This is a genomic window from Streptomyces marincola, from assembly GCF_020410765.1.
Taxonomy (GTDB): Bacteria; Actinomycetota; Actinomycetes; order Streptomycetales; family Streptomycetaceae; genus Streptomyces; species Streptomyces marincola.
Map to the genome: position 1 here is coordinate 385,199 of NZ_CP084541.1, position 25,717 is coordinate 410,915.

At 76.2% G+C, this 25,717-nt stretch carries 22 protein-coding genes; 11 read left to right on the forward strand and 11 right to left on the reverse strand.

The annotated features are described in order from the left end of the window. Positions 1–42 precede the first annotated feature (42 nt). Positions 43–2,646: a SpoIIE family protein phosphatase gene (locus LC193_RS01470; protein WP_226070570.1), complete on the reverse strand. Its 2,604-nt coding sequence runs from the start codon at positions 2,644–2,646 to the stop codon at positions 43–45. A 278-nt stretch (positions 2,647–2,924) separates the two neighbouring features. Here LC193_RS01470 and LC193_RS01475 point away from each other — a divergent pair, with 278 nt between their 5' ends. Then, positions 2,925–3,377 carry a Crp/Fnr family transcriptional regulator gene (locus LC193_RS01475; RefSeq protein ID WP_226070572.1) on the forward strand — a complete coding sequence of 151 codons (453 nt, stop codon included), beginning with the start codon at positions 2,925–2,927 and terminating at the stop codon, positions 3,375–3,377. A gap of 39 nt (positions 3,378–3,416) precedes the next feature. Here the strand turns inward: LC193_RS01475 and LC193_RS01480 are convergent, their stop codons facing one another. After that, positions 3,417–4,541 carry a glycosyltransferase family 4 protein gene (locus LC193_RS01480; RefSeq protein WP_226078438.1) on the reverse strand — a complete coding sequence of 375 codons (1,125 nt, stop codon included), beginning with the start codon at positions 4,539–4,541 and terminating at the stop codon, positions 3,417–3,419. A 148-nt stretch (positions 4,542–4,689) separates the two neighbouring features. Beyond that, positions 4,690–6,126 carry a HEAT repeat domain-containing protein gene (locus LC193_RS01485; RefSeq protein ID WP_226070573.1) on the reverse strand — a complete coding sequence of 479 codons (1,437 nt, stop codon included), beginning with the start codon at positions 6,124–6,126 and terminating at the stop codon, positions 4,690–4,692. A gap of 206 nt (positions 6,127–6,332) precedes the next feature. Here LC193_RS01485 and LC193_RS01490 point away from each other — a divergent pair, with 206 nt between their 5' ends. After that, positions 6,333–7,718, forward strand: coding sequence for a SpoIIE family protein phosphatase (locus LC193_RS01490; RefSeq protein WP_226070575.1), 1,386 nt, complete (start codon positions 6,333–6,335; stop codon positions 7,716–7,718). 262 nt (positions 7,719–7,980) lie between these two features. Here the strand turns inward: LC193_RS01490 and LC193_RS01495 are convergent, their stop codons facing one another. After that, a complete protein-coding gene (locus tag LC193_RS01495; RefSeq protein ID WP_226070577.1) occupies positions 7,981–9,456 on the reverse strand; it encodes a DNA-binding protein NsdB in 1,476 nt (491 codons plus the stop codon). Between the two features lie 234 nt (positions 9,457–9,690). Between LC193_RS01495 and LC193_RS01500 the strand changes: the two genes are divergently transcribed. Next, entirely contained in the window at positions 9,691–10,803 is a 1,113-nt protein-coding gene (locus LC193_RS01500; protein WP_226070579.1) for an aminoglycoside phosphotransferase family protein, read from the forward strand. An 18-nt stretch (positions 10,804–10,821) separates the two neighbouring features. Here the strand turns inward: LC193_RS01500 and LC193_RS01505 are convergent, their stop codons facing one another. Together LC193_RS01505 and LC193_RS01510 are read right to left on the reverse strand one after the other, a co-directional pair. Further along, positions 10,822–11,319 carry a hypothetical protein gene (locus LC193_RS01505; RefSeq protein WP_226070581.1) on the reverse strand — a complete coding sequence of 166 codons (498 nt, stop codon included), beginning with the start codon at positions 11,317–11,319 and terminating at the stop codon, positions 10,822–10,824. 26 nt (positions 11,320–11,345) lie between these two features. Next, positions 11,346–13,169: a serine/threonine-protein kinase gene (locus LC193_RS01510; RefSeq protein WP_226070584.1), complete on the reverse strand. Its 1,824-nt coding sequence runs from the start codon at positions 13,167–13,169 to the stop codon at positions 11,346–11,348. Between the two features lie 243 nt (positions 13,170–13,412). On the opposite strand from LC193_RS01510, the gene LC193_RS01515 reads away from it, so the two are divergent. From LC193_RS01515 to LC193_RS01525, 3 genes are read left to right on the forward strand one after another with little or no spacing between them, the layout of a single operon-like run. Beyond that, the gene (locus LC193_RS01515; RefSeq protein WP_226070586.1) at positions 13,413–14,420 is read left to right on the forward strand and encodes a sugar kinase; all 1,008 of its coding nucleotides are present in this window, start codon (positions 13,413–13,415) and stop codon (positions 14,418–14,420) included. 4 nt (positions 14,421–14,424) lie between these two features. Beyond that, positions 14,425–15,303, forward strand: a complete 879-nt coding sequence (locus LC193_RS01520; RefSeq protein ID WP_226070589.1) for an IclR family transcriptional regulator — start codon at positions 14,425–14,427, stop codon at positions 15,301–15,303. Further along, on the forward strand, positions 15,300–15,905 hold the full coding sequence (locus LC193_RS01525) for a bifunctional 4-hydroxy-2-oxoglutarate aldolase/2-dehydro-3-deoxy-phosphogluconate aldolase (protein ID WP_226070591.1): 606 nt from the start codon (positions 15,300–15,302) through the stop codon (positions 15,903–15,905). The genes LC193_RS01520 and LC193_RS01525 overlap by 4 nt, the downstream gene beginning before the upstream one ends. 40 nt (positions 15,906–15,945) lie before the next feature. Here the strand turns inward: LC193_RS01525 and LC193_RS01530 are convergent, their stop codons facing one another. Next, on the reverse strand, positions 15,946–16,722 hold the full coding sequence (locus tag LC193_RS01530; protein WP_226070593.1) for an SDR family NAD(P)-dependent oxidoreductase: 777 nt from the start codon (positions 16,720–16,722) through the stop codon (positions 15,946–15,948). Then, positions 16,719–18,023, reverse strand: a complete 1,305-nt coding sequence (locus LC193_RS01535; RefSeq protein WP_226070595.1) for an enolase C-terminal domain-like protein — start codon at positions 18,021–18,023, stop codon at positions 16,719–16,721. Before LC193_RS01535 ends, LC193_RS01530 begins: the two co-directional genes overlap by 4 nt. Before the next feature lie 218 nt (positions 18,024–18,241). On the opposite strand from LC193_RS01535, the gene LC193_RS01540 reads away from it, so the two are divergent. The 5 genes from LC193_RS01540 (at position 18,242) to LC193_RS01560 (ending at position 22,439) form a co-directional block, all read left to right on the forward strand. After that, complete coding sequence (locus LC193_RS01540) at positions 18,242–18,925, forward strand: FadR/GntR family transcriptional regulator (protein ID WP_226070597.1); 684 nt, start codon at positions 18,242–18,244, stop codon at positions 18,923–18,925. 139 nt (positions 18,926–19,064) lie between these two features. Next, on the forward strand, positions 19,065–20,075 hold the full coding sequence (locus tag LC193_RS01545; RefSeq protein WP_226070599.1) for an aldo/keto reductase: 1,011 nt from the start codon (positions 19,065–19,067) through the stop codon (positions 20,073–20,075). After that, complete coding sequence (locus tag LC193_RS01550; protein ID WP_226070601.1) at positions 20,072–20,956, forward strand: amidohydrolase family protein; 885 nt, start codon at positions 20,072–20,074, stop codon at positions 20,954–20,956. The genes LC193_RS01545 and LC193_RS01550 overlap by 4 nt, the downstream gene beginning before the upstream one ends. 133 nt (positions 20,957–21,089) lie before the next feature. Continuing rightward, the gene (locus LC193_RS01555) at positions 21,090–21,308 is read left to right on the forward strand and encodes a hypothetical protein (RefSeq protein WP_226070603.1); all 219 of its coding nucleotides are present in this window, start codon (positions 21,090–21,092) and stop codon (positions 21,306–21,308) included. Positions 21,309–21,410: 102 nt separating this feature from the next. Continuing rightward, positions 21,411–22,439, forward strand: a complete 1,029-nt coding sequence (locus LC193_RS01560; protein ID WP_226070605.1) for a lactonase family protein — start codon at positions 21,411–21,413, stop codon at positions 22,437–22,439. Positions 22,440–22,495: 56 nt separating this feature from the next. On the opposite strand, the gene LC193_RS01565 is transcribed toward LC193_RS01560, so the two are convergent. From LC193_RS01565 to LC193_RS01575, 3 genes are all read right to left on the reverse strand, one after another. Further along, positions 22,496–23,167 (reverse strand): DNA polymerase ligase N-terminal domain-containing protein, encoded by a 672-nt coding sequence (locus LC193_RS01565; RefSeq protein WP_226070607.1) that lies wholly within the window; start codon positions 23,165–23,167, stop codon positions 22,496–22,498. A gap of 74 nt (positions 23,168–23,241) precedes the next feature. After that, positions 23,242–24,198 carry a glycoside hydrolase family 43 protein gene (locus LC193_RS01570; RefSeq protein WP_226070609.1) on the reverse strand — a complete coding sequence of 319 codons (957 nt, stop codon included), beginning with the start codon at positions 24,196–24,198 and terminating at the stop codon, positions 23,242–23,244. A 223-nt stretch (positions 24,199–24,421) separates the two neighbouring features. Continuing rightward, positions 24,422–25,645, reverse strand: a complete 1,224-nt coding sequence (locus tag LC193_RS01575; protein ID WP_226070611.1) for an ATP-grasp domain-containing protein — start codon at positions 25,643–25,645, stop codon at positions 24,422–24,424. Positions 25,646–25,717 lie beyond the last annotated feature (72 nt).

Consider the following 25,717-nt stretch of genomic DNA (forward strand, 5'->3'; position numbering starts at 1 on the left):
GCACACCTTAGGCGCTGCCACCGACATCGCCGTTCCCGCACCTCAACCGCGTTCGAGCAACTGTTCGGTCCAGATGGTCTTGCCGTCCGGTGTGTACCTGCTGCCCCAGCGGTGGGCGAGTTGCGCGACGAGGAACAGGCCCCGTCCGCCCTCGTCGGTCGGGCGGGCCCGCCGCAGGTGCGGCTGGGTCTCGCTGGGATCGGACACCTCGCAGATGAGCGTCTCGTCGCGGATGAGCCGGAGGCCGACCGGGCCTCCCGCGTAGCGGATGGCGTTGGTGATCAGTTCGCTGACGATCAGTTCGGTGGGGAAGGCGTTGCCGGTCAGGTCCCAGTCCTTGAGCTGGGAGAGGACGGCGTCGCGCGCCTCGGCCACGACGGTGGGCTCGGCCTGGAACTCCCAGTCGGCGGTGGCGCCTTCCGGCAGCGACCTGACGCGGGCGACGAGGAGCGCCACGTCGTTGGCCGGGGAGCGGCCGGGCAGCAGCGCGTCGAGCACGGCCCGGCCGACGGCATCGGGCGAGTCGCCGTCCGCGGCGCCCGCGGCGGCGCGTTCCCGCAGGACGCCGAGGCGCCGTGCGCGGGCGCGGTCGGTCCCGGCGTCCGTGCCGTCCGACCCGTCCGCGCGGTCCTCCGGGCCGTCCTCGCCGCGCTTCCCGTCCTTGCCGCCGTCCGCCGGCCCGTCGGCCGTTTCGCGGGGCCTGCCGTCCCCGGACTCCTGGCCCTGCCCGTCCCCCGGTTCGAGTGCCGCGTCCGGCAGGCCCTCGCGGGCCGCGCGCGCGACGAGTTCGTCGCTGAAGAAGAGCAGCAGCGAGCCCGGATCGAGCCTGACCCGGACGGTCTCGAACGGACTGCCGCCGACGCCGAGCGCCGGCCCCGGTTTGAGGGGCAGTTCCTCGGCCGGGGCGCCGGGGCGGGCGACGACCGGGGGGACGCGCCCGGCGCCGGCCATGCTGCACAGCCCGGTGACCGGGTCGTAGACGCAGTACAGGCACGTGGCGCCGACGGCGCCGCCGGGGCTGTCGTCGGGTCCTGGACCGACGTCGGCGAGGCGGATGGCGAGGTCGTCCAGGCGGGTCAGCAGTTCGTCGGGGGCGAGGTCGAGATCGGCGAGCGTCTGCACGGCGGTCCGCAGCCGGCCCATGGTCGCGGTGGCGTTCAGGCCGTGTCCCGCCACGTCGCCGATGACGAACGCCACCCGCGCCGAGGACAGGGGGATCACGTCGTACCAGCCGCCGCCGATACCGGCCGCGGTGTTCGCGGGCACGTAGCTGCCGGCCGTCTCCGCGGCGCTGACCTCGAACACGGGCCTGGGCAGCAGGCTGCGCTGAAGCGTCTCCAGCGTGCGGTGCTCGCGGGTGTAGCGGCGGGCGTTGTCGATGCCGAGCGCGGCGCGGGAGCCGATCTCCTCGACGAGTTCGGTGTCCGGGCCCGTGAAGGGCGGGCGCGCCGCGGCCCGCCACAGCGACAGGGAGCCGAGGATCTGGCCGCGGGCCCGCAGCGGGACGGTCAGCCGGGAACCGGCCCGCGTGGGCAGCAGGGCGGTCGCGGTGCCCGCGATGTCGTTCAGGGAGCTGGGCCTGAGCGCCGACACCTCGGCGTCGCGCAGGATCGCGCCGACCGGCCGCCGCACCTCGCCCAAACTGTCGAGGCGGAACGCGGCGCCGCGCCGGTACGTGTCGTCCGGCCAGGGCTCGCCGTCGACCGTCGTGGCCGCGACCCGCAGCACCGGCACGCCGAGCAGGCGGGTGCCCGGCTCGCCTCCCGAGAGCACGGAGGCGAACAGGTCGACGGCGGCGAGGTCGGCGAACTCGGGCACCAGCACGCCGGCCAGTTCCTCGGCGTTGCTCTCGACGTCGAGCGAGGGCCCGATGCGTTCCGCGGCGGTGTGCAGCAGAGCCATCCTGCGGCGGGCCAGGTGCTGCTCGGTGATGTCGGTGAAGACGCTGAGGACCCCGAGCAGGCGGTCGCCTGAGTCCTGGAGCTGGGACGCGGAGACCGCGAGGAAACGCTCCTGGTCCGGTGCGGCGCTCACGCGGGCCGAGTGCTCCCAGTAGTCGAGGGGTTCGCCGGTGGCCGCGACGCGGCTCAGCCGGTCGAGCAGGGCGCCGGCGTCCTCGGGGACCAGGACGTCGGACACGGCGGCCGGCAGTGTGAACGTGGCGGGCACCGCGCCGCCGCGCACCGGAATGGACGGGTCGGCGGTCACCCGGCTCATCCGCAGGTCGCGGTCGTGGATGGCCAGGCCGACGCGGTTCTGCGCGAACAGCGCGCACAGCAGCGCGCGGTCCTCCTCCGCGCGCCGAGCGGCGTCGCGGTCGGTGAGCGTGACGAGCTGCCCCGCGTCACCGGGTGCCAGCGGTTGCACGTCGAGCCGGACGGCCACGGTGCCGCCGTCGGCTCGGCGCAGCGCCCGGTCGCCGCTGCCCGCGGCTTCGGCCGCCGCCAGCTCGTCGAGGTCGGGCCAGTCGCCCGGGCCGGTGAGCAGGTCGGCCAGCCGGGTGCCGCGCAGTTCGGCCGCGGTGCGGCCGGTGAGCCGGGCCACCGCCTCGGTACTCGCCAGCACCTCGCCGCGCGGGCCGAGCAGCACGACGGCCGCCGGCCCTGGCGGGGCGCCGGGATCGCCGGGGTGCGGGGTCGCGCTCACGTTCCTCCCTCGGGCCTGTCCTTCGCAGCCCTCCCTCCCCTCACTGTCGCGGACCTCGGTCGCCGGGGCGACTCCAGACGGCCGCCGGGATGCGCGACTGGGCCGTTCGGAGTCCAATGGAGTGAGGGCCCGCCCTCGACGGGAACGTCCGGCGCGCGACGGCCGGCATCCGCCGCGGCCGTCAGGCCGTGCGCGGCGCCACCCGCCGTCCGCCACCGGGACGTCCCGGCCGGGGCACGGCCCGACGGGGAACGCCCCGGCCGGGAGGAGGCTCGGCGATGACAGCACCACGACGCCTGCTGCACGCACTGCCGGAGGACGGTCGCGACCGGCTGCTCGGCCTCGCGCGCGAGGTGTCCTTCGCGCAGGGGGAACGCGTCTTCGAGGAACGCGGGCTCGCCGACCGGTTCTGGGTGATCCGCTCCGGCACGGTGACGCTCGACCTGTGGCTCTCCGGGCCGCGGCCGACGGCCGTGGCCTCGCTCGACACCGGCGCGCTGCTCGGCTGGTCCTGGCTGTTCCCGCCGTTCGAGTGGGACTTCGGCGCGGAGGCGCTGAGCCCGGTGCGGGCGTACGAGTTCGACGGGGCGCAGGTGCAGGCGCTCTGCGACGAGGACCCGGCGTTCGGGTACGCGCTGCTGCGGGCGATCAGCGAGGTCCTGGCCCACCGGGTGCGGGAGGCGCGCACCCGGCTGCTCGACCTCTACGCGCCGCACGCGGGCGGGCGGTGAGCCGACCCGCGGGCGGCTGGCGGTAGCGCGCGGGCGCGGTCACCCGGCGGCCACCGCCCTCGCGTCGAGCAGGGCCGCGTAGTGGCCGAGCAGCTGGTCGCCGACGGCTTCCCAGGTGCGTCCCGCCACGGCCGCGAGGCCGCCGCCCGCCAGCCGGGCGCGCAGCGCGGCGTCGTCCCGCAGGACCGCGACGGCCTCGCGCAGCGCCTCGGGGTCGCGGGGCGGGACGAGCAGTCCGGTGCGGCCGTGCTCGACGAGGTCGAGTGGGCCGCCGGCCGCCGGGGCGACCACGGCGACGCCGCTGGCCTGCGCCTCCTGCACGGTCTGGCAGAACGTCTCGAACGGGCCCGTGTGGACGAACACGTCCAGGGCGGCGTAGAGGCGGGCCAGGTCGTCCCCGGTGCGCCGGCCGAGGAACCGCGCCCGGGGCAGCGCGGCCCGCAGCGCCCGCTCGCTCGGGCCGTCGCCGACGACCACGACCCGGACCCCGGGCAGGGCGGCGGCCCTGGCCAGGAGGTCGACGTGCTTCTCCGGGGCGAGCCTTCCGATGTAGCCGACCAGCAGTTCGCCGTCGGACGCCAGTTCGCGGCGCACCGCGGGGTCGCGCCGGTCCGGGTGGAAGCGCGCGGAGTCGACGCCGCGCGCCCAGAGGCGTACGCGGGGCACGTTGTGGGCCCGCAGGGCGTGCAGGGACGCGCTCGACGGCGCGAGTGTCAGATCGGCGGCGGCGTGCACGGCGCGAATCCGGCGCCAGGCCGCGAGTTCACCCGCCCCCAGGTAGGTGCGGGCGTACCCGGCCAGATCCGTCTGGTACACGGCGACGGCCGGGATGCCGAACCGCGCGGCCAGGGCGACACCGCGCGCGCCCAGGACGAAGGGGCTGGCCAGATGGATGATGTCGGGCCGGTGGGCGGCCACGGCCGCGGCCGGCCTGCGGCTGGGGAGCGCCACGCGGAACTGGGGGTAGCCGGGCAGCGGGAGGGAGGGGACGCGCACGACGGGAGCGGGTCCTTCGTGCGGGACGCGAACGCCGGGCGCGGGGGCCGGGGCGATCACCAGGGGCCGGTGGCCGCGCCGCACGAGGTGCCGTGCGGTCTGGAGTGCGCAGTGGGCCACGCCGTTGACGTCGGGCGGGTAGGACTCGGTGACGAGGGCGACGCGCAGCGGGGCGGAACGCGTCGGCGGGACGGGCATCGGGGACGTGCGCATACGGCTGTTGTCGCCGCCGCCGGGATGCCGGCGCCCACATCCGCGTGTCCGCACGGAGAACGTCCCATGAGCATCGCTCGCGGACGGCGGCGGGCGCCGCCCCTCAGCACCTGCCGCGGCCGGCGAGGCGCCCGCGGACCGCGGTCTGCACCCCGGCCCGCTCCGCCGGATCGGCGGCGAGGCTGCGCAGCCGTTCCACGACGCGGGTGTCGACGGTGGTGGCGCACCGCGCCGCGACCTCCCGGGTGTCCTCCTCGCAGTCCCACAGGCACTCGACCGCGAACCCGGCCGCGAACGTCGCGTCGGTGGCCGCCAGCGCCCGCGCCGTGTGGCCCCTCAGGTGCGAGGAGGACGTCTCGCGATAGACGTGCCGCAGCACGGGCACGGCCGCGGTCACCGCCAGCCGCCCCGCGCCCTCCACCAGGGGCCGCAGCTCCCTGGCGTCGCTGCCGCGGGTGCGGACGGCGCGCAGGAGCGCGGTGAGCACCAGGGGCGCGTCCCCGGCCCGCCCCCGGTCGGCGACCATGGCGGCGGCGCACAGGCCGAGGTCGTCCTCGCGCCGCGCCCAGTGCCTGGCCCGCTCCAGGGCCGCGTCCTGGCGCATGCGGGAGAACGCGGTCACCGCGGCCGTCGCCACATCCCTGTCCGGCGCCGCCGCCGCGGCCTCGATCAGCCCGAAGACCGCCGGATCGCCCCGTTCCGCCAGGTGCCGGAGCGCCGCGGCGCGCACCGCGGGCTGTTCGCCGGCCGCCGCCGCGAGCAGCTCGGGGCGGTCCTCCGGGCCGGCGACGGCGCCGAGGCACCGGGCGGCGGCGGCCTCGCGCCGCTGGCGCGGCGTCTGCTCGTCGCCTTCGCGCGCCCAGTCGAGCACGGCGCGCACGCTCCAGCCCGGCCGGGGGCCCGACGGGCGCATCTGCCGCTGCCAGCGGTCGAAGTCACCGTGTTCCAGAGCGCGTTCGAGGCGGGCCCGCTGCCCGGGGCGGCCCGGGTCCTCGGCCCACAGGTGCCAGGGACGCGGTTCGAACGAGTCCCGCACGGCCGCGGTCAGCGCCGCGTCGCCCTCCTCGGTGCGCGGGAATCTGGCCAGGATCTCGGGGCCGAGCGCCCGCAGTCCGGCGTCGTCGTCGCGCACGGCCAGCTCGTCCAGCGCCCAGCGCCAATTGGCGCCCACGACGGCGTAGCGGCGCAGCAGCCGCATGGCGTCCTGGTTGCCGTAGGAGGTGAGGTGGCCGAGCACGGACAGCGTGAGCCCGGTGCGCTCCTCCTCGGGCCGTGCCGCGTCGTCCGGGTCGAGCAGGTGGGCGGCCAGCGCGTCGAGGCCGGCGTCCAGCTCGACGTAGAGCCTGGCGTAGTAGAGGGAGCGGTGCTCCAGGCGCCAGTCCTGGCGCGGGTCGTGCGTCACGCAGCGCTCCAGGGCGGCCACGGCCTGCGCCCGGGGAGCCGCGAGGGCGTGCAGCCACCCGTCGCCGCGCCCTCGCTGGAGGAGCCCGAGAAGGCTTCCGCTGGGCGCTATGCCTGTTTCGTTGGGACTGGCGAACATATGGTCAGCATCCGGTGCGTGAGATCCCGAGGCAACGGGATTTCCGTCGGTCGGCTCCTTGCCGGTGGAAGCCGTTCTACACCTTCGCGCCGGATCACGCCCGCCCGGGCGGCTGAATCTCTTACGGAGCGGGGAAGGCTGTGCAACAGTCTTGAGTCGTCCGCTCCGGCCTGTCAGGCCCGACCGCGCCGTAACGGGGATCACCCATGCTTCCCTCCCAGAACCCGGAACACCCCGCGAACCACGTTCCCGCGGGGCACGCGCTCGACGACCTCATCGCGCGCGCCCGCCGCCTGCGCGACGACCTCGACGCCGCGCGGCACCGGGAGTCGGCGGACGGCGCAGGGCACGGCATACGGCATGCCGCGTGGGCGCTGGCCGCGCACCGGCTCGACGACGTCGGCGAGCAGCTCGACCAGCTCAGGGCGGCTCCCGGGGCCGTGCCGCGGGCGCGGGCCGGCGGCAGGATCGGCAGCGCGGAGTGGAACCTGCTGACCGACGGGGCGGTGTGGTCCGAGGAGCTGTTCTCGATCTTCGGCCGGGCCGTGCAGGACGGCCCGCTCACCCTGGACGAACTGCCCTCCTTCCTCCCCGCCGAGGACCAGCCCGCGCTGACCGCCGCCGTCACCGGCTGCCTGGTGGACGGGCGGCCCATGGACTGCGAGTTCAGGATCGTCCGCCAGGACGGGTCCCAGCGGACCGTGCAGATGGCCGGCGAGCCGGTGCTCGACGACCGGGGCGGAACGGTCGCCATGTGGGCCATGATCCGCGACGTGAGCGAGGCCAGGGGCCCGGCGGCGGCGCCGGAGCCGGCCGGATGGCCAGGCGGCGGGCCGGGGCCGACCGGGGGCGGGCCCGTCGCGGGGCCCGCGGTCTCGGCGCTCGCACCATGGCTCGGCTCACCGGAGCCGGGGCGCGCGGAGGGGCTGCCCGGCTCGCTCGAACTGGCCGCCCACTACCTGCCGGCCCGGCCCGGCGGCGCGGTGAGCGGCAAGTGGTACGACGCGCTCGAACTCCCCGACGGCAGCTGCGTGCTGAGCGTGGGCGACCTGTCGGGGCGCGGCCCGGCCGCCGCCGCGGGCGCGGCGACCGCGCTCGGCGCCGTCCGCGGGATCGCGATGACGGGCAGCGGTCCAGGGGCGCTGCTCGGCCACCTCAACGAACTCCTCGACCGCGGGGCGCACCCGGTGCTCGCCGCCGTCCTGTGCTGCCGGTACGACCCGGCGGGGCGGCTGCTGCGGTGGGGGCAGGCCGGGCACCCGGCGCCGCTGCTGTGCCGGGACGGCCGGGGCTGGGCGCTGCCGCGCCCGGCCGGCCCGCTGCTCGGCGCGGTGAGCGGCGCGGCGTACGAGGAGCGCGCCGACCGGCTTGAGCCGGGAGATGTGCTGGTGCTCCACACGGATGGCCTGTTTTCGGACATCCCGCCCGGTGCCCGCACCGGGCACGCGGGGGACGGCCGGCTGATCGGGCTCGCGCCGCGGCTCACGGCGGCCTCCAGCGCCATGGAAGCGCTGCGCGTGGTCGTGGACGCGTGCGGCGAGACGGATCGGGACGACGACGCGTGCGTGCTGGTGGCCCGGGTCAGGGGCTGACCCGGGCGCCGGGCGGAACGGGCCCCGCCGCCGGGGCGCCCGTCCCCCGGCCCGCCCCCCGGCCCGGCGCGCGGGCGCGCCTCGGCCCCGGGCAGCGGCCCGGCCGCGAGCCGCAGCCACAGCCACAGCCACAGCCACAGCCACAGCCACAGCCACAGCCACAGGAAACCGTCCGGAACGAACGCGTGGGCGCGGGCCGCGCCGCACCCGGCCGTGCCGCTCCCTCGCACGGCGCGGACGGGTGGCGCGGACCCGCGCGTCCTCAGATCAGGCGGGCCGCCGCGGGCAGGCCCGCGGCGCGCGCGGGCAGTGCCTCCTCGATCTCCTCGCGCAGCGCGGCGACCCTCGGGTACTCGGCGTAGTAGCCGGTGAGGCGGTACATCTCCCGCAGCCGGTGCCAGGTCCTGTGCGAGGAGTTCTCACCGATCGCGGCGAGCGCGAGCCTGGCGTACCGGTCGGCCTGGTCGGGGTCGTCGGCGATGAAGCACACCGAGGCCAGGGTGATCTGGTCGAAGATCCGTGACCGCTGCCGCTGGTCCACGCGCAGGTCGAGGGCCTGCCGCGCGTGCCGGTCCGCGGCCCTGGCGGCGGCCGGGTCGTGCTCGGCGAGCGTCCGGTAGGCCAGGGCCTGCATGCCGTGCAGGTCGGCCTCGTCGAACATCTGCATCCAGCTGGGCGGCGGAACGTCGGCGCGGTCGCCGACGAACAGGTCCTCGGCCTCCCCGAGCAGGCGCCGCATGGCCTGCCCCCGGCCCATGGACGCCTGGGCCCACGCCTCGATGGTCGCCAGCATCGCCCGGGTCCGCGGCAGGGCCTCCTCGCCCATGCCCGACTTGGCGAGTTGCATGAGGTCGAGGGCGTCGTCAGGGCGGCCCAGGTGCACCATCTGCCGGGCGGCCCGGGACAGCGCCTCCCCCGCCCGCGGCCGGTCGCCGCCCTCCCTGGCCGCGTGCGCGGCGATCACGAAGTACTTCTGCGCGGTCGGTTCGAGACCGACGTCGTGGGACATCCAGCCGGCGAGCACGGCGAGGTTGGCCGCCACGCCCCACAGCCGGCGCTGGAGGTGGGGCGGGTGCCGGTAGGCCAGCATGCCGCCGACCTCGTTGAGCTGGCCGACCACGGCCTTGCGCTGGAGCCCGCCGCCGCGCGCGGCGTCCCAGGCCCTGAAGATCTCGACGGAGTGCTCCAGGGCCTCGATCTCCTCGGAGCCCACCGGAGCGGCCTCGTAGCGGTCGAGTCCTGCGGAGTCGGCGTTGGGCAGGGGGTCGTCGGGGCCCGCGGCGTCCTGCCCCGGGGGGGCGAGGAGCCAGTCGTGCATGGCGTCGCTGAGTGCTGATCCTGCGGCGAGCGCGGCGCCCGCGCCCACCATGCCGCGTCGGTTGAGCATGAGGTCCATTCCCGTGAATTCGGTGAGGACCGCGGCTGTGCGCCGGGGTGCCCACGGCAGTCCGTGCATGGACGGCCGCGTCCCCGCGTTCCCGGGCCGGCGCAACCCGAGATCCTCGATGGTCACGACACGGCCGAGGCGCTCGGTGAACAGGGTCGCCAGTACCTCGGGCACCGGGTCGCGCGGGCTCTCGCCCACGTCGATCCACCGCCGCACCCGCGAGGTGTCCGTGGCCAGTTGCGGATGGCCGAGCGCGGCTGCCTGGCGGTTCACCAGCCTGGCCAGCTCGCCCTTGGACCACCCGGTGAGCCCGAACAGATCCGCGAGTCGGGTATTGGGTCGTCTGCTCACGTCAAGCCCCCAGGATCTCGGCTGAGTTGACACTAACCGCCCCGGAGCCGCCGCATGGCGATTCGCCATGGTTCGCCAGGGCACGCCACATGGTGTGCCACCCGCGCGAGGGAGTGATGTGGGGACCGTGCTTCCCCGGGCCGGTGCCGCGCCCGGCATTTCCCCAGGATGCCGGGCCGGCGGGCCCGGGGACGCCACGCAACCCTCCGGCACCCGAAGGGACGATGCCCGCCCATGTATGCAGCCCCCTCCCCCGTGATCCCCCGCCGGCCTCCGCACCCGGGCGGCCGTTCCGGTGGCGTGTCCGGTGGCGGTCCCGACGAGCGGCCCCGCAGGGCCCGCGGCCCCGCGGCGGCGCCGCCGGCCGCGAACGGTCTCGACTTCTCCGGCCCGCGCGGCGAACGGCTGCGCCACGCGCTCGCCGTCGTCCAGGACGTCTGCCCCGAGTTCTCGGCCGTCCGGCTGCTCGGCGACAACGGCCGTTGCCTGGTGCTCGCCGGCATGTCCGGGCGCCGTGCCGTGGCCGCCAAGCTCCTGCTCGACCCGGGGGGCTCGGACGCCGACGCGTTCCGCCGGGACATCGCGGTGCACCGCGGTTTCGCCCGGCACCGGCCGCCGGTGCGGGTGCCGCGGCTCGTCGCCGACGACCCGTACCGCTGCCTGCTGGTCACCGAGTTCGTGCCGGGCCGGCCGACGGCCGGCGCGCGGCACCCCTACGCGCCCGCGGCCGGCGACCTGCGCGCCACGCTCAGCGCGGTCACCCGCCTGGGCGGCTGGCAGCCGCCCGCGGGTCTGTTCCCCGACGTGGTCAACTATCCGGCGTGGGTGGCCCGTTACCACACGCTCGGCTTCCTCACGGACCGGGACGTGAGCGATCTGACGACCCTGCTGCACGGCCTGGGTTCGCGCGGCAGGCACGAGTTACCCAGAGAGCTGAACCACGGCGGTGCCCTGCTGTCCGACGTCCTGATGTCGCCGGCGGGCCCGGTGCTGATCAACTGGTCGGCGGCCGGCTGGTACCTGCCCGGCTACGACCTGGCGACCCTGTGGGCCGGGCTGCGGAACGCGCCGCTGACCCGCCGGCAGATCAGCCACAGCGCGCAGGCGGCCGGGCCGCGCGGCAGGGACGCGTTCCTGGTGAACCTGACGCTGTTCCTGACGCGCGAGATCAGGCGCTGCGAGGAGGCGGTGCAGCAGGCGGTGCGCCAGGCCGAGGCGCCCAGGCAGGCGGGCGCGGAGGGCGGCGGCCCCTCCCTCGGCGAGAGGCGGCGGCAGCTGCTGCGCCGCCTGCACGAGGACTGGTCGCTCGCCCGGCGCGCGGTGCGCGCGGCGGTCGGCACGCGGTGACGGCGGCCGGGGCGGCGCTCAGCGCTGGAACATCTCGGCGGGGAGCGGCTTCAGCAGCTGGTACAGCTCGTCGGTGATGGGGCGGTCCCAACTGGCGATGGTGACCAGCACGCCGTCGCTGCGGTCGAACTGGACGCAGGAGACGCGGCCTTCGGTGCAGGAGATCCGCCGCACGATCAGCAGGTTCCCGTCGTGCATCACGGGCACCTCGTCGACGCCCGTGGCGCGCACGTCCTCGTCCAGCTCCAGGGCGAGCAGAAGCTGGTGGACCTCGAACGGCACCTCGCCCTCCGCCACGTCCCTGGCCGGTGAGCCCTCGGGGAGGTTCCCGATGACCATGGCAGGGCCGCGTCCGCCGAACAAGTCGTAGCGCAGCACGACGCCCTGGCAGCTGCCGTCGGGCGCCGGCAGCAGTCCGGCGCCCAGTACTCCCGGCCAGTCGCCCGGGTCCATGGCCAGCACGTCGAAATCGGGGCCGGCGGGCGAAGCGGCGTTGCGGCGGCGGAGAAAGGACATGCCGCCCATCGTACGTGGGGCGGAAATCAGACTTCCGCCGCTCCGCCGTCCTTGAGGGTGGCCACCTGCCGGTACAGCTCGACGGCTTCCCCCGGCCTGCCCAGCTGTTCGAGGCAGTGCGCCTCGTCGTTGCGACTGGTCAGCGCGTCCGGGTGGCCGGGGCCGAGGACGCGCTCGCGGGCGGCCCTGACCTGGCGGTAGGCGTCGAGGGCGGCGTCCCAGCGGCCGAGCCACCCCAGGGCGACGGCGATCTCGCGGTGGCTGACCAGGGTGTCCGGGTGGTCGGGGCCGAGCACCCGGGCGCGCGAGGCCCACACCTCGCGGGCCTCGGCAAGCGCCTCGTCCCAGCGGCCGAGGCGGCCCAGGCTGATGCCGCGGCCGTGGCGCGCGCGCAGCGTCTCCGGATGGTCGCCGCCCTGGGCCGCGGTCCTGGCGCGGACCAGGTCGGTGTACAGCTCAAGTGCCTCGGCCCGGCGGCCGAGCCGCCCCAGGCAGATGCCGCTCTCGTAGCGGGCGTCCAGGGTCGCGGGGTGCTCAGGGCCGAGCAGCGCGGCGCGGGCCGCCGCCACGTGCAGCAGTCCTTCGAGCGCCTGCCCCCAGCGGCCGAGCCGCGCCAGGGCGTAGGCGGTCTCGTACTGGCTCTCCAGGGTGTCCTGGTGGGTCTCGCCCAGGGCACGCGCGCGTTCGGCGGCGACCGCGCGGTGCACCGCGCACGCCTCCTCCCAGCGGCCGAGGCGGCCCAGGCTGAGCCCGGCGCGGTGCCTGCTGGCGAGCACGGCCAGGTACTCGGGGGCGGGTCCCGTGCGGGCCTCGGTGCACCGCGCCACGACGGTGGGCGCGAGCCCGGTGGTCCACCGGCCGGTGAGCCCGGCGCTGCGGTCGGGCGGCGGGAGGCGCAGGGACCAGGAGCCGGACGCGCGGGAGCCGGCGCGCATGCCGCGGGTCCACTCCGGCAGCGGCTCGGGGTGCCTGGGCCCGGGAACGCGCAGCGCGGTCGTGGCGCGCAGGCCGGCGGCCAGGTCGCGGGCGAGCGCCGCGGTGTCGGCGGGGCGGTCGTCCGGGTCCTTCGCGAGCAGCGCGAGGATGAGGTCCTGGAGGTCCTCGGGCAGCTCCGGTCTGCGCTCGCGCGGCGGCTCCGGCGGGGTGTCGCGGTGCCCGACGAGGATGGCCCACGGGTCGCCGAGGTCGAACGGCGGGGCGCCGGTGGCGATTTCGTACAGGACGCAGCCGAACGAGTACAGGTCGCTGCGGTGGTCGACGGTGAGCCCCGCGATCTGCTCGGGCGACATGTAGTGCGGGGTGCCCACGGCCATGCCCGTGCCGGTGAGCTTGGTGCTGAGCCCGATGTCGTGCGCCAGCCTGGCGATGCCGAAGTCGCAGATCTTGACCGTGCCGTCGGGCAGGCGCATGACGTTGGCCGGCTTCAGGTCCCGGTGCACGATGCCCTGCGCGTGCGTGTGGGCGAGGGCTCCCGCGACCTGCTCGGCGATGTCGGCGACGTCGGCCACGGGCAGCGGGGCTGGGCGCCGTTCGTGCAGCAGCTCGGCCAGGTTCCGCCCGTCGAGGAACTCCATGACGAGGTAGAGGACGCCGTCGGACTCCCCGAAGTCGTGCACGACCGTGACCCCGCGGTGCTGGAGGCCGGCGGCGACGCGGGCCTCGCGCCTGAAGCGCTCCCGCAGCACCCGCAGGAACGGCTCCTCCTGCCGGGTGCCCAGCGGTTTCAGGCATTTGACGGCCACCCGCCGGCCGAGCGCCCGGTCGCGGGCGTGCCAGACCTCGCCCATCCCGCCGCGCCCGATGAGATCGAGCAGCTGGTAGCGGCCCTGGAGCAGCGCCCGTTCGGCCATCGCCCGTCCCTCGCCCCCGTCGTCCCCGACGTCCTCGTCCTGGAAACTCCGCCGTCCCCCAGTATGGCTTCCAGCGGGGAGCCGTCTTATGCCAACCGCGGGAAAAGAGCGTCTTCCTCCGGCCCCCTGGCGCTTGCGCGCGCAGGGCGGCGCGAGCGGCGCAGACGCGGCGCGCCCGCGCGCGGGACGGTGGGCGCGGGGGCGCCGGACACCGGGGAACAGCCACGCGCTACCATGCGCACCATGGTTGCGACATATGCAATACGCCCGGACGCGGTGTGCATCGGGGAGACGATGGCCCAGGTCACGCCGCTGCCGGGCGGCAGGATCGACAGCCGCTCCGAGCTGGTGCTGCGGCCCGGCGGCGCCGAGTCGAACGTCGCGATGGCCCTGTCCGCGCTCGGTCACCGCGCGGCCTGGGCGAGCCGCGTGGGCGCCGACCCGCTGGGCGAGCTGCTGGTCACGGAGATCGCCGCGGCGGGCGTCGACACCGGGCTCGTCGCGCGCGATCCGGGCCGGCCCACCGGTGTGTACTTCAAGGACCCCGCGCCCTCGGGCAGTTCGGTGTACTACTACCGGGCCGGGTCGGCCGCGTCCGCGATGGACGTGTCCGCCGCGGCGGACGTGGTGGCCGCCGCGCCGCGCGTCGTCCACCTCAGCGGGATCACGCCGGTGCTGTCCGAGGGCTGCCGCCGCCTCGTGGACCACCTGCTGTTCGACCGCCCTGTGCCCGGCGCCGTCATGAGTTTCGACGTCAACCACAGGCCCGCGCTGTGGGACGCGCGGGAGGCGGCCGAGCCCCTGCTGCGCCTGGCCAGGGCGGCCGACGTGGTCTTCGTCGGCCTCGACGAGGCGGCGCGGCTGTGGCCGGTGTCGGACGCGGCGGGGGTGCGCGAGCTGATCGGCGCCCCGGTGTGCCTGGTGGTCAAGAGCGGCGCGGACGAGGCCGTGTGCTTCCCCGGCGAGACCCGGGACGGCGGCGCCGAGGCGGTCGTGCGCGAGCCGGCCCCGGCCGTCGACGTGGTGGAACCGGTGGGCGCGGGGGACGCGTTCGCCGCCGGCTGGCTGGCCGGCCTGCTGCGCGGGTTCGACCACGGCGCGCGGCTGCGGCTCGGCCACCTGGCGGCCGGCGCCGCGCTCGAAAGCATCAGCGACCAGGGCACGCTTCCCGACGAGGCGGAGATCTGCCGCCGCGTCGGTGTGACGCCCGAGCGGTGGCGCCTGGGCGGCGTCCCGGCGGCGGAGGGCTGAGCCGGTGTCCCAGACCGTCGCGCGCGCCCTGGACATCGTCGGCTTCGTCGCGGAACGGCCGCGTTCGCTCGGCGAGACCGCGGCACTGCTCGGGGTCCACAAGTCGACGGCCCTGCGGCTGCTGCGCACCCTGGAGAACGCCGGTTTCGCCAGGCGCCGGCCGGACGGCCTGTACACCGCGGGCTTCCGCGTGATCGCCCTGGCGCAGCAGGTCCTCGACCAGCTCGACATCCGCGAGATCGCCCATCCCCACCTGGTGGCGCTCGCGGAGGCGTGCGGCCACACCGTCCACCTGGCGGCGCTGGTGGACGGCGAGATCGTCTATCTGGACAAGGTCGACGGCAGCGGCCCGTCGCGGCTGCGCTCGCGGATCGGCCGCCCCGCCGTGCTGCACACGGCCGCCGTGTCCAAGGCGATACTCGCCCACCTGGAGCCGCAGGTCAGGGAACGGCTGCTGGCCGGGGCCGACTTCGCGCGGCTGACACCGGCGACCCGCACCGACCCCGCGGCGCTGCGGGCGGAGCTGGCCGTGATCGCGGAACGGGGGTGGGCCGAGGACGACGAGGAGGGCGAGCCGTACGTCAACTGCCTCGCCCTGCCAGTGCGGGACGCGACCGGCAGGGTACTCGCCGCCGTCTCCGTGACCGCCCTGTCGGCGGTGGCGCCGCTGCCCGCGCTGCGCGCGGTGCTGCCGGAGTTGCGCACGGCCGTCGCGCGCGTCTCGCGCGAACTCGGCGGCCGGGCCCCGGGCCCCGGCGGCGCCCCCGACAGCGCCCCCGACAGCGACCCCGGCAGCGACCCCGGGGCCGAGCCGCAGGGGCGGGCCCCGGCGGGGGCCGCCGCCACGACCGAGAGCACGACCACTGGAGGAACATCCCGATGACCGACTTCTTCGCACGCGCCTTCGCCGCGGGACCCGTGATGGGCATCTTCCGCGGCTACGACGTGCCGCGCACCGTCGACACCTGCGCACGGGCCTGGGACCTGGGCATCGAGCTGGTCGAGGTCACCGTGCAGGACCGGGCCGCGATGGACTCGCTGCGCGCCGCCGTGGCCGCGGGCCGCGAACGCGGCCGGGTGGTCGGCGCCGGCACGGTGACCTCGGTGGAGCAGGTCGCCGAGGTCGCCGAGGCGGGGGCGGCGTTCACCGTGGCGCCCGGGCTGCTGCCCGAGGTCGCCGCGGCCTGCCGGGAACGCGGACTGCCGCACCTGCCCGGCGTGGCCACGGCGACGGAGGTGTCGCGGGCGCGCGCGCTCGGCCTGATGTGGCAGAAGGCGTTCCCCGCCGCCCAGTTGGGCGCCGGATGGATCCGCGCCCTGCGGGGCCCTTTCCCCGACGTGTCGTTCGTGGCCACGGGAGGTCTTGACGCGCACACCGCGGGCGATTTCCTGTCCGCCGGCTGCCGGGCCGTCGCGGTCGGCTCCGCACTCGACGACCCGGCGCAGCTGCCGCTGCTCGCCGAGCTGATGAAGTCCTCTTCCTAGCGAGGCCGGGTGCCGCGCCGCCCGCCCGGTGGTCGTTCCGTCAGGCGGGCGGCGCGGGACGGACCCGCAGGCCCGACATGCCGCCGTCGACCGCGAGCGCGGTGCCCGTGGTGCCGCCGGAGAACGGGCCGGCCAGGTGGGCGATGGCCGCGGCGACCTCCTCGGGGGCGAGGAGGCGCCCGGTGGGCTGCCTCGCCTGGAGGGCGGCCCGTTCCGCGGCCGGGTCGGGCGCCGCGTCCAGCAGGCGGCCGATCCACGGGGTGTCGACCGTTCCCGGGTTCACGCAGTTCACCCGGATGCCCTCGCGGACGAGGTCGGCGGCGCAGGCCCGGGTCAGGGCGAGCACGGCGCCCTTGGTCGCCGAGTACAGGGCACGGTCCGGCAGCCCCGCGGTGGCCGCGATCGAGCAGGTGTTGACGATCGCCGCGTGCGACGAACGGCGCAGGTGGGGCAGCGCGACGCGCGTGGTGCGGACGATGCCGAGGACGTTGACCTCGTGGACGCGCCGCCACTCGTCGTCGGAGTTGTCCTCGATGGTGCCCTGCGCGCCGATGCCCGCGTTGTTCACCAGGATGTCGATGCCGCCGAACTCCGCCACGACGCGGGCGATCGCCGCCCGGACGGACGCGTCGTCCGCCACGTCGGCGCGGACGCCGGTCAGCGGAGCGGGCACCTCGGGATTCAGGTCCAGGCAGGCGACCCGGGCGCCGCGGCCCGCGAGCAGGGTCGCGGTGGCGAGGCCGATGCCGGAGGCACCGCCGGTGACGACTGCGGACAGGCCGCTGAACTCGGCGCTCTCGATGACGGTTTCGCTCATGACGGCCCAGCGCTCCAGACGGGTCCCTCGGGGAAACGGTGGTCGGCGATCGACGCGGCGCGCATCTCGGCGCCGTTGCCGGGGGCGGTCGGCGCCAGGTAGCGACCGCCGCGCACCGTGACCGGCGCGGTGAAGTGCTCGTGCAGGTGGTCGACGTACTCGATGACGCGGTCCTCCATGGCGCCGCTGACCGCGACGAAGTCGAACATGGCCAGGTGCTGCACCATCTCGCACAGCCCGACGCCGCCGGCGTGCGGGCACACCGGCACGCCGAACTTCGCGGCGAGCAGCAGGACGGCGATGTTCTCCGTGACTCCGGCGACGCGGGCCGCGTCCAGTTGGAGCACGTCGATGGCCTCGGCCTGGAGCAGTTGCTTGAACATCACCTGGTTGTGGCAGTGCTCGCCGGTGGCGACCCTGACCGGGGCGACGGCGCGGCGGATCGCGGCGTGCCCGAGGATGTCGTCGGGCGAGGTGGGCTCCTCGATCCAGTACGGCTCCCACGGCGCGAGCGGCGCGAGCCGTTCGACGGCCTCGCCCGCGCCCCACGCCTGGTTGGCGTCCAGGGCGATGCGCACTCCGGGGCCCAGGGCCTCGCGGGCCAGGCGCAGCCGGCGCAAGTCCGCCTCCGGGTCGGCGCCCACCTTCAGCTTGATCTGGGTGAACCCCTCGGCGACGGCCTCCCTGGCCAGGCGCACGAGCTTGTCGTCGGTGTAGCCGAGCCAGCCGGGCGACGTGGTGTAGGCCGGGTACCCCTCGGCGAGCAGCCGGGCGCGGCGCGCCGCGCGGCCGGGTTCCGCCGCGCGCAGCAGGTCGAGAGCCTCCTCGGGCGTGAGCGCGTCCCGCAGGTAGCGGAAGTCGACGAGGGCGACGAGCTGTTCCGGGCTGAGACCTGCGAGCAGGTCCCACAGCGGCTTGCCTGCCCGCCGCGCGTACAGGTCCCAGGCCGCGTTGACGACCGCGCCTGCCGCCATGTGGATGACGCCCTTGTTCGGGCCGAGCCAGCGCAGTTGCCCGTCGCCGGTCAGGCGCCGCGAGAACGCCCCGAGGTCGGCCAGCAGGTCGTCCACGGCCAGGCCGGTCACCAGCGGCTCCAGGGCGCGCACCGCGGCCGTGGTGATCTCGTTGCCGCGGCCGATGGTGAACGCGAGCCCGTGGCCCGCCGCGCCGTCGGAGGTGCGCAGGGTGACGTAGGTGGCCGAGTAGTCGGGTTCCGGGTTCATCGCGTCGGAGCCGTCGAGCTGCCGAGAGGTGGGGAAGCGCACGTCGACCACGTCGACGGCGGTGATCGACTCGGTCACGACAGCCGCCGGTGCGCGGGCCGGAGCGGAAGGGTGCACGTCGGTTCACGTCGCATGGACATGGGATGGATTTATAGTTCCCCCGGCGACAGCCGTCCACCCCACACGGCCGGAAAGCACCCTCCGGGCGATATATCGGAGCGGGCCCCGTTCACCCATGTCCACCCGTGCGGCGCTCCCCTTCCAGACATGGGATGGCCTTGCTAGGCTTCCGCCCCGTGTCACTGACGGACAAGGCCATCGCCCGCATCAGGGAGCTGATCCGCTCAGGGGAGCTGCCGCCGGGCGCGAAACTGCCGCCGGAGCAGCAGCTCGCGGCCGAACTCGGGCTGTCCCGCAACCTGATGCGCGAGGCGGTCAAGGCCCTGGTCGTCGCGCGCGTGCTGGAGATCCGCCGGGGCGACGGCACCTACGTCACCAGCCTGGAGCCGCACCTGCTGCTCGACGGCGTCGGGGCGGCGGTGGAGATGCTGCGCGGCCCGACGCTGCTGCAACTGACCGAGGTCAGGCGGCTGTTCGAGCCCGTTGCCACCGGGCTCGCCGCCACCAGGATCGACGCCGCGCAGCTCGCCGAGGTGCGCGGGCACCTGACGGCGATGCGCGCCGCCCGGGCGGACGCGGAGTCGCTGACCGAGCACGACGCCGCCTTCCACCGCGCCGTGCTCGCCGCGACCGGGAACCCGACCCTGGTGTCCCTGCTCGACGGCATCTCCAGCAGAACGCTGCGCGCGCGGGTGTGGCGCGGCCTGGTGGACGAGGACGCCGCCGCGCTGACCGTCGCGGAACACGAGACCATCTACGCCGCCCTGGCCGCGGGGGACGCCGCGCTCGCCGAGGCCGCGGCCCTCGTGCACGTCAGCGGCACGGAACGCTGGCTGCGCGACCACCTCGGCGCGGACTGACCGGCCGCGCCCCGCACCCGCCGCCCGCTCCCCCGCCGCCGCATCCCGAAGGAGTCCCCATGACGAAGCCGAGCCGCCCGCACGACCGGAGCGCGCGGCGGCCCATACGCGGCCGGGCGTACGCGCCGGAGCGCACCCGATGATCGGCGCGACCGCGGAACTCGGCCGCTCGGGCGTCCGCGTCGGCCGGATCGGCCTCGGCACCGGGCCGCTGGGGGGACTGTTCTCGGCCGTCGGGGACGAGCAGGCGGCCGGCGCCCTCGCCGCGGCCTGGGAGGCGGGCATCCGGTTCTTCGACACGGCACCGCACTACGGCGCGGGTCTCGCGGAGGAACGGCTCGGGGCCTTCCTCGCCGGCCGGCCGCGGGAGCAGGCCGTGGTGTCGACCAAGGTCGGCCGGCTGCTGCGCGCCGCGACGGCTGCCGAGGCCGCGGCGGACGCCGAGGGCTTCGCCGGCGCGGCGCGACGGGTGCGGGTGCGCGACTACAGCGCGGAGGGCGTGCGCCGTTCGCTCATGGAGAGCCTGGAGCGCTCCGGCCTCGACGCCTTCGACGTGGTCCTGATCCACGACCCGGACGACCACTGGGAACCGGCCGTCCGCGAGGCGTACCCGGCGCTCGCCCGGCTGCGCGAGGAAGGCGTCGTCCGCGCGATCGGCGCGGGCATGAACCAGTGCGCCATGCTGTCCCGCTTCGTCGCGGAGACGGATGTCGACTGCGTGCTGGTCGCCGGCCGCTACTCGCTGCTCGACCGGGAGGCCGCCGTCGACCTGCTGCCGCGCTGCGCCGCCCGCGGGGTCGGCGTGCTGGTGGGCGGGGTCTTCAACAGCGGCGTGCTCGCCGACCCCTCGCCCGGCGCGCACTTCGACTACGCGCCCGCGCCCGAGCAGGTGCTGCGCCGGGCCCGGCTGATGGCCGAGCGGTGCGCGGCCCACGGGGTGCCGCTGCCGGCCGCGGCCATCGGCTTCCCCCTGCGGCACCCGGCGGTCACCGGCGTACTCATCGGCGCGCGGTCCGCCGACGAGGTCGCGCGCAACGCCCGGGACGCCGCCGTCGAGGTGCCCGACGCGCTGTGGGCCGAACTCGACGCGCTCGACGGCAGCGACGAGCCCGGCGGTCGCCCCGCCGCCGGCCCGGGGGCCGGCGCGTGACCCCGGCCGGCGGGCCCGGCCCCCGGCCGGTCCGGGTGGACGCGCACCACCACGTGTGGGACCTCGGACGCAGGCCGCAGCCGTGGCTCGACACGGCGCGCACCGCCGCGATCCACCGCACCCTGCTCCTGGAGGACCTGGCCGGCCCCGCCGCCGCGGCGGGCATCGACCGCACCGTGCTCGTCCAGGTGCTGCCCGACACCGGCGAGACGGCCGAGTTCCTGGCGCTCGCGGCCGGCGATGCCCTCGTCGCGGGGGTCGTCGGCTGGGCGGACCTGACCCTGGGCCCCGCCGTCGCGGAGCAGCTGGACCGGCTGCGCGCCGGTCCGGGCGGGCACCTGCTCGTCGGCGTCCGGCACCTGGTGCAGGGTGAGGCCGATCCGCGCTGGCTGTGCCGGCCCGACGTGCGGGCGGGACTGGCCGCCGTCGCCGCGGCGGGGCTCGCCTACGACCTGCTGGTCCTCCCCCGCCAGCTGCCCGCCGCCATCGAGACCGCCAGGGCGCTCCCGGAGCTGACGTTCGTGCTCGACCACCTGGCCAAGCCGCCGATCGCCTCCGGCGCGACCGAGCCGTGGGCCGGCCTGATCACGGCGCTCGCGGAGCGGCCGAACGTGCACGCCAAGCTCTCGGGCCTGGTCACCGAGGCGGACTGGGAACGCTGGCGGGTCGCGGACCTGCGCCCGTACGCGGACCACGCGCTGACCGCCTTCGGGCCGCGCCGGCTGATGTTCGGCTCGGACTGGCCGGTGTGCCTGCCCGCGGCGAGTTACGCGCGGGTCGCGGAGACGGCCGGGGAGCTCCTCGCGGGGCTCGGCGGCACCGAGCGCGCCGAGGTGTTCGGCGGCACCGCGGAACGCGTGTACCGGCTGCCGCCCGGCTGAGCGCGGCCGGCCCGCGGCACCTCACCTGACGCACGGTCATACGAGCTGTTGGACACCGTAACCTTTTTGCTGCCCGCCTGATTAGAAGACCGAGCGACATTACGTCAGTCGGCATTCTCGGAGAGGCGCGGACATGCACAGGTGGACACGTTGGCAGGTACTCGTCCTGGCGACCTTCGGCGTGGCAGGGCTCACGACGGGAGCCGCCGAGGCGGACGAGCACTACTCCGGCCAGACCACCATCGGTTCGCGCTTCGCCCTGGTGAACACGGGACAGATCGACGACCCGCTGGAGGACGTCCTTGAGCACACGGCGCTCTTCGGCGGCAGCACGATCGTGACCTCGGACTGACCGCCGGGCCCGGCCGGCACGGCGGCTCCCGCACCCGGCCGGTACCGTGGTGCGTCCCGCGCCCGCGACCCGGCGGGGCGGCCAAGGACGGGAGGCGCGTCGATGACGGTCCGACTTCTCTGCGTCGGTTCCTACACGGCAAAGGACGGTGTCCCCGGCATCACTGTCCTGCGTGAGCACGCCGACGGCGCCCTCGACCGGGTGAGCGAACTGGCGCTGCCGGACTGCTCGTGGCTGGCCTGGCACCCGAGGCTGCCGGTCGTCTACACGGTGCACGAGCGGGCCGAAGGGGCGGTCAGCGCGGTCGCGCTGCGCCCGGACGGCTCGGTGGACACGGTGCTCGGCACCGTGTCCACCGGCGGCGCCGAGCCGTGCCACCTCGCCGTCGCGCCGGACGCGCGCCACCTGCTCGTCGCCAACTACGGCTCGGGGAGCGCGGCCGTGGTCGCCCTCGACGAGCACGGCGCGCCGACGGCCCGCACCGACCTGGCCGAGCACAGCGGCACGGGCCCGGTCGAGGACCGCCAGGAGGGGCCGCACGCGCACATGGTCACCCTCGGGCCCGAGGGCGGCACGGTGGCCGTGACCGATCTGGGCAGCGACACCCTCTGGTCGTACACGCTGACCGGCGAGGGCCGGCTCGAACGGCTCGCGGCCAGCCGGCTGCCCGCGGGCACCGGCCCCAGGCAGCTGGTGCGCACGGGCGATCCGGCCCGCGCCCACGTCGTCGCTGAGCTGGCGGCCGGGCTGCTGACCGTGGCGGAGGAGGCGCCCGGCCTCTTCTCCGTGCTCGCCTCCGCCCCGGCCTCGCGGCACGCGGGCGGCAACCTGCCCGCCCAGTTCTCCCTCGCCGCGGACGGGCGCCTCGGGCTGCTGTCCAACCGGGGGCCGGACACGATCGCGGTGTTCGACCTGACGGGCGCCGCGCCGGCGGCCATCGCCGAGCACCCGCTCGACGCGGCCTGGCCGCGCCACTTCGCCGTCGTCGGGGACCGGGTCCACGTCGCGGCCCAGCAGGCGGACGCGGTCGTCACGTTGCGCCTGGACACGGGCACCGGGCGGCTGACCGAAACGGGTCGGCTGCGGATCTCCGCCCCGGCCTGCGTGGCCCCGGGCCCGGCCGCCGGGTAGCAGCCGAAGCGGTCGCGCTCCGGCTCCGGCAGCGGCCTACCACCGCCGCGCGGCCCTCAGGTCCGTCCTTCCTCCGCCGCCACCTGGCCGACCGTGCGCCCGGTGCGTGCCGACCGGGCGCGGGTCGGGTCGGGGGTGCCCGGGCGCCGGCGGCGGCCCCCGGAGGTCCGGCCGTCGGCGCGCTTGACGAGCAGCCACGCCTCGCCGCGCCCGGCCGCGTCCCCGGGCCTGAAGCGGGTGAGCGCGAAGCCGCCGCGCAGCTTGGACCCGTTGAGCCGGAACGACAGGTGCCCCTGGCGCAGCGCCTCGGCCACCGAGCCGTCACCGGAGCGGCGGCCCTTGGCGTCCACGTCGTGCCGGTAGGTTCCCTCGTCCCAGATGATCACGGAGCCCGCGCCGTACTCGCCTTCCGCGATGACGCCCTCGAAGTCGCGGTAGTCCAGCGGGTGGTCCTCGGTGGGCATGGCGAGCCGCTTGTCCTGCGGATCGGTCGAGGGCCCCTTGGGCACGGCCCACGACTTGAGCACGCCGTCCGCCTCAAGCCGGAAGTCGAAGTGCATCCGGCTCGCGTCGTGGATCTGGACGACGAACCGCGGCTCGCCGTCCGTTCGCGCGCCGGAGCCGCCCGGCTCCGCGGTCCGGGAGAAGTCGCGCCTGCGGCGGTACTCCGCGAGCCGTGACTCCTCCCGGCCGCCGGAGGCGCCGGGGCGGGGGCGTTGGCCGTTCATTCTCCTCATCGTGGCAGACCACCGCACCGGCCGCATCCGCGCGCCGCCCGGGGAACGGGGGCCGCGGCGGCCCGTCAGCCGAGGGAGGGAACGCCTGCCGTCCAGGTGAGCGGGGCGACGTACATGCCGCGCACGAGGGGGTCCTCGCTCAGCACGCCGTGGAAGACGAGCCGGTCCCCCGTGCCGTCGCCGACCACGTCCTGGCCGCCCGGGCCGGTGATGCCGGTGTTCCCGGTGTTCATCAGCGGCGTCTCCGACTTGGTGTACGGGCCGGTGAGCGCGTCGGCGGTGGCGTAGCCGGTGAAGTAACTGCCGTCGCCGTAGCGGCCGGCGGAGTACAGCAGCACGTAGCGGCCGTCCCGGACGACCAGGGTGGGCGCCTCGATCAGCCCCTGTTCCTCGGGCCGGTCCTGCTTCAGCAGCGGCACCGGCTCGCCCTCAAGGGTCAGTCCGTCGGCGGAGACGCGTTGGAGGTACAGCCAGGTGTCGGCGCCGATGGCGTTGCCGTCGTTCTTGTACAGCAGGTAGGGGGTGCCGTCGGTGTCGGTGAACGAGGCCGCGTCGATGGCCCCGCCCTGGTCCGCCGGGCACACCAGCGGCCCGTCGCCCACGGGTGTGAAGGGGCCGGCGGGCGTGCCGGAGACGGCCGTGCCGACGCACTGCCGGTCGGACGCGGTGTCCCGGGCCGTGTAGTACAGCAGGTAGGAGCCGTCGGGGCGTTCCGAGACGTCGGGCGCCCAGGTCAGCCCCGGCCTGGCCCAGTCGCCCAGCTCGGGCAGCGCGTCGGCCTGCCGTTCCCACGTGCCGTCGGGGGAGGTCGCGGTGGCGACCTGGACGTTGCCGCCCGCCGCGTTGGTCGCGTAGGCGTAGTACGTCCCGTCGGCCACGAGGACGTCGGGGTCGGGGAAGTCGGTGTCGATGACGAGGCGGGGTGCCGCGGACGCCGGGGGCGCGGCGGCGAGGACCAGGGCGAGCGCGAGCGCCCCCGCCAGCAGGGGCGAGGTGCGGACGGCGGCGGGCAACGGAGACATCAGCGGCTCCAGGTGGGGGGTCGTGCCGGGCCATGGGCCGGGCCTGCGGAGCGGGCGGGGCGGACGCGGGCGCGGCACGGTGGACGCCGCCGCCCGTTTCCATCGATGTACATCGTGGTCGGCTGGTAGGACAGCACAGCGCCCGGCGCCTGTCCAGGGGCCGGGCGCCGGGCACTTCCCCGTTCCGGGCGCGTCGAACGCGGCGCCGCGGGGTCCCGCGTGCTCAGTCCCCGGCCGACACCAGCGGCCTGACGCTGCCGGCGGCGCTCAGCGCGCGGTGCAGGGCGAGTTCGGCCGTCGCCCCGCCGGCGAGGAGGATGCCGGTGCACCCCCGCTGGTCGGTCAGGTGCTCCACGCGGTCGCCGGGGGCCATCGTCGGGTACCACCGCGGGTCGCCGGGGAACGCGCCGAGTCCGTCGAGCCCCGACCACCCGGTCAGGGTGCCGGCCCGGTCGGGGTAGAGCAGGACGAACGCGGTCGCGGGACCGGTGGGTTCCGGCCCGTCCAGCAGCGCGGGACGCCGGTCGAGCGCGGTGTCGATCATGGCCTCGTAGACGTTCACGCCGTGCGCGCGGCACAGCGCCTCGCCGACGAGCGCGCCGCCGATGCGGCGGTTGATCTCCACGAGTTCGGGGCCGTCCGCGGTCAGCACGAACTCCACGTGCGCGAATCCGTCGAGGTGGCCCGCGGCGCGCAGGGTCTCCTCCGCCCACTCCTCGATCCGCCGCCGCTCGGCGGGCGGGTGGGCCACGGGGAACCCGGACGCCTCCTCCCGGACGTGCGGCTCCGGCGACATCTGGCGGCTGAGCACGCCGAGGAGGCGGGTGCGGCCCCGCCAGCTGAGCGTCTCGGCGCTGTAGACGGGACCCGCGAGGAACGGTTCGGCGAACAGGCGTCCGGCGAAGGCCCGTTCGCCGGCCTCGGCGAGGGCCGCGGCCAGGTGCCGCTCGTCGCGAACGAGCCACACGTTGCGCGACGAGGTGCCGGCCGAGTCCTTCAGAACGGCGGGCAGGCCCACCTCCCGCAGCACGTCGTCGGCCGCCCCGGGCCCCGGCCGGACGGCGACGGCCCGCACCCCGCCGACGCCGCGGGCGCGCAGCAGTTCGCGCACGCGCAGCTTGTCCCGCAGCACCCGGACGGCGGCCGGGTCGGGCCCCGGCAGCCCGAACTCGGCGGCGAGATCGGCGCCGGGAACGCTCCAGGTGTCGGTCGAGTTGATCAGTCCGCGCAGGTCGGGCAGGGCCGCGAGGGCGGCCCGGCACGCGGCCGGGTCGTGGGTGTCGACGTCGACGACGTCCAGGGGCGCGTCCGGCGCGAGCCGCGCGAGCTCGTGCCGGTAGACGGCCCGGTTCCCGGTCAGCAGGCACAGGCGGTGCCCGGCCCGGCCGGCCGCGGCGGCCATCCGTCCGAGGCCGAAGGTGAGCGCTTCGAGCGCGGCGATGGTCATCGTGCTGCTCCTCCACTCCTCGGCATGGCTCCGCTTCCCGTCCCCGCGGGCCCGGCCGCTCCCGGCTCCTCC

What these genes read in the sequence shown, in the direction of transcription:
- LC193_RS01525 (WP_226070591.1), top strand. Translation starts at nt 15,300, where the DNA reads ATGACCGACTTCTTCGCACGCGCCTTCGCCGCGGGACCCGTGATGGGC.
- LC193_RS01505 (WP_226070581.1), bottom strand. Translation starts at nt 11,319, where the DNA reads ATGTCCTTTCTCCGCCGCCGCAACGCCGCTTCGCCCGCCGGCCCCGAT.
- LC193_RS01530 (WP_226070593.1), bottom strand. Translation starts at nt 16,722, where the DNA reads ATGAGCGAAACCGTCATCGAGAGCGCCGAGTTCAGCGGCCTGTCCGCA.
- LC193_RS01500 (WP_226070579.1), top strand. Translation starts at nt 9,691, where the DNA reads ATGTATGCAGCCCCCTCCCCCGTGATCCCCCGCCGGCCTCCGCACCCG.
- LC193_RS01475 (WP_226070572.1), top strand. Translation starts at nt 2,925, where the DNA reads ATGACAGCACCACGACGCCTGCTGCACGCACTGCCGGAGGACGGTCGC.
- LC193_RS01570 (WP_226070609.1), bottom strand. Translation starts at nt 24,198, where the DNA reads ATGTCTCCGTTGCCCGCCGCCGTCCGCACCTCGCCCCTGCTGGCGGGG.
- LC193_RS01490 (WP_226070575.1), top strand. Translation starts at nt 6,333, where the DNA reads ATGCTTCCCTCCCAGAACCCGGAACACCCCGCGAACCACGTTCCCGCG.
- LC193_RS01555 (WP_226070603.1), top strand. Translation starts at nt 21,090, where the DNA reads ATGCACAGGTGGACACGTTGGCAGGTACTCGTCCTGGCGACCTTCGGC.
- LC193_RS01565 (WP_226070607.1), bottom strand. Translation starts at nt 23,167, where the DNA reads ATGAACGGCCAACGCCCCCGCCCCGGCGCCTCCGGCGGCCGGGAGGAG.
- LC193_RS01510 (WP_226070584.1), bottom strand. Translation starts at nt 13,169, where the DNA reads ATGGCCGAACGGGCGCTGCTCCAGGGCCGCTACCAGCTGCTCGATCTC.
- LC193_RS01560 (WP_226070605.1), top strand. Translation starts at nt 21,411, where the DNA reads ATGACGGTCCGACTTCTCTGCGTCGGTTCCTACACGGCAAAGGACGGT.
- LC193_RS01515 (WP_226070586.1), top strand. Translation starts at nt 13,413, where the DNA reads ATGGTTGCGACATATGCAATACGCCCGGACGCGGTGTGCATCGGGGAG.
- LC193_RS01575 (WP_226070611.1), bottom strand. Translation starts at nt 25,645, where the DNA reads ATGACCATCGCCGCGCTCGAAGCGCTCACCTTCGGCCTCGGACGGATG.
- LC193_RS01545 (WP_226070599.1), top strand. Translation starts at nt 19,065, where the DNA reads ATGATCGGCGCGACCGCGGAACTCGGCCGCTCGGGCGTCCGCGTCGGC.
- LC193_RS01485 (WP_226070573.1), bottom strand. Translation starts at nt 6,126, where the DNA reads ATGTTCGCCAGTCCCAACGAAACAGGCATAGCGCCCAGCGGAAGCCTT.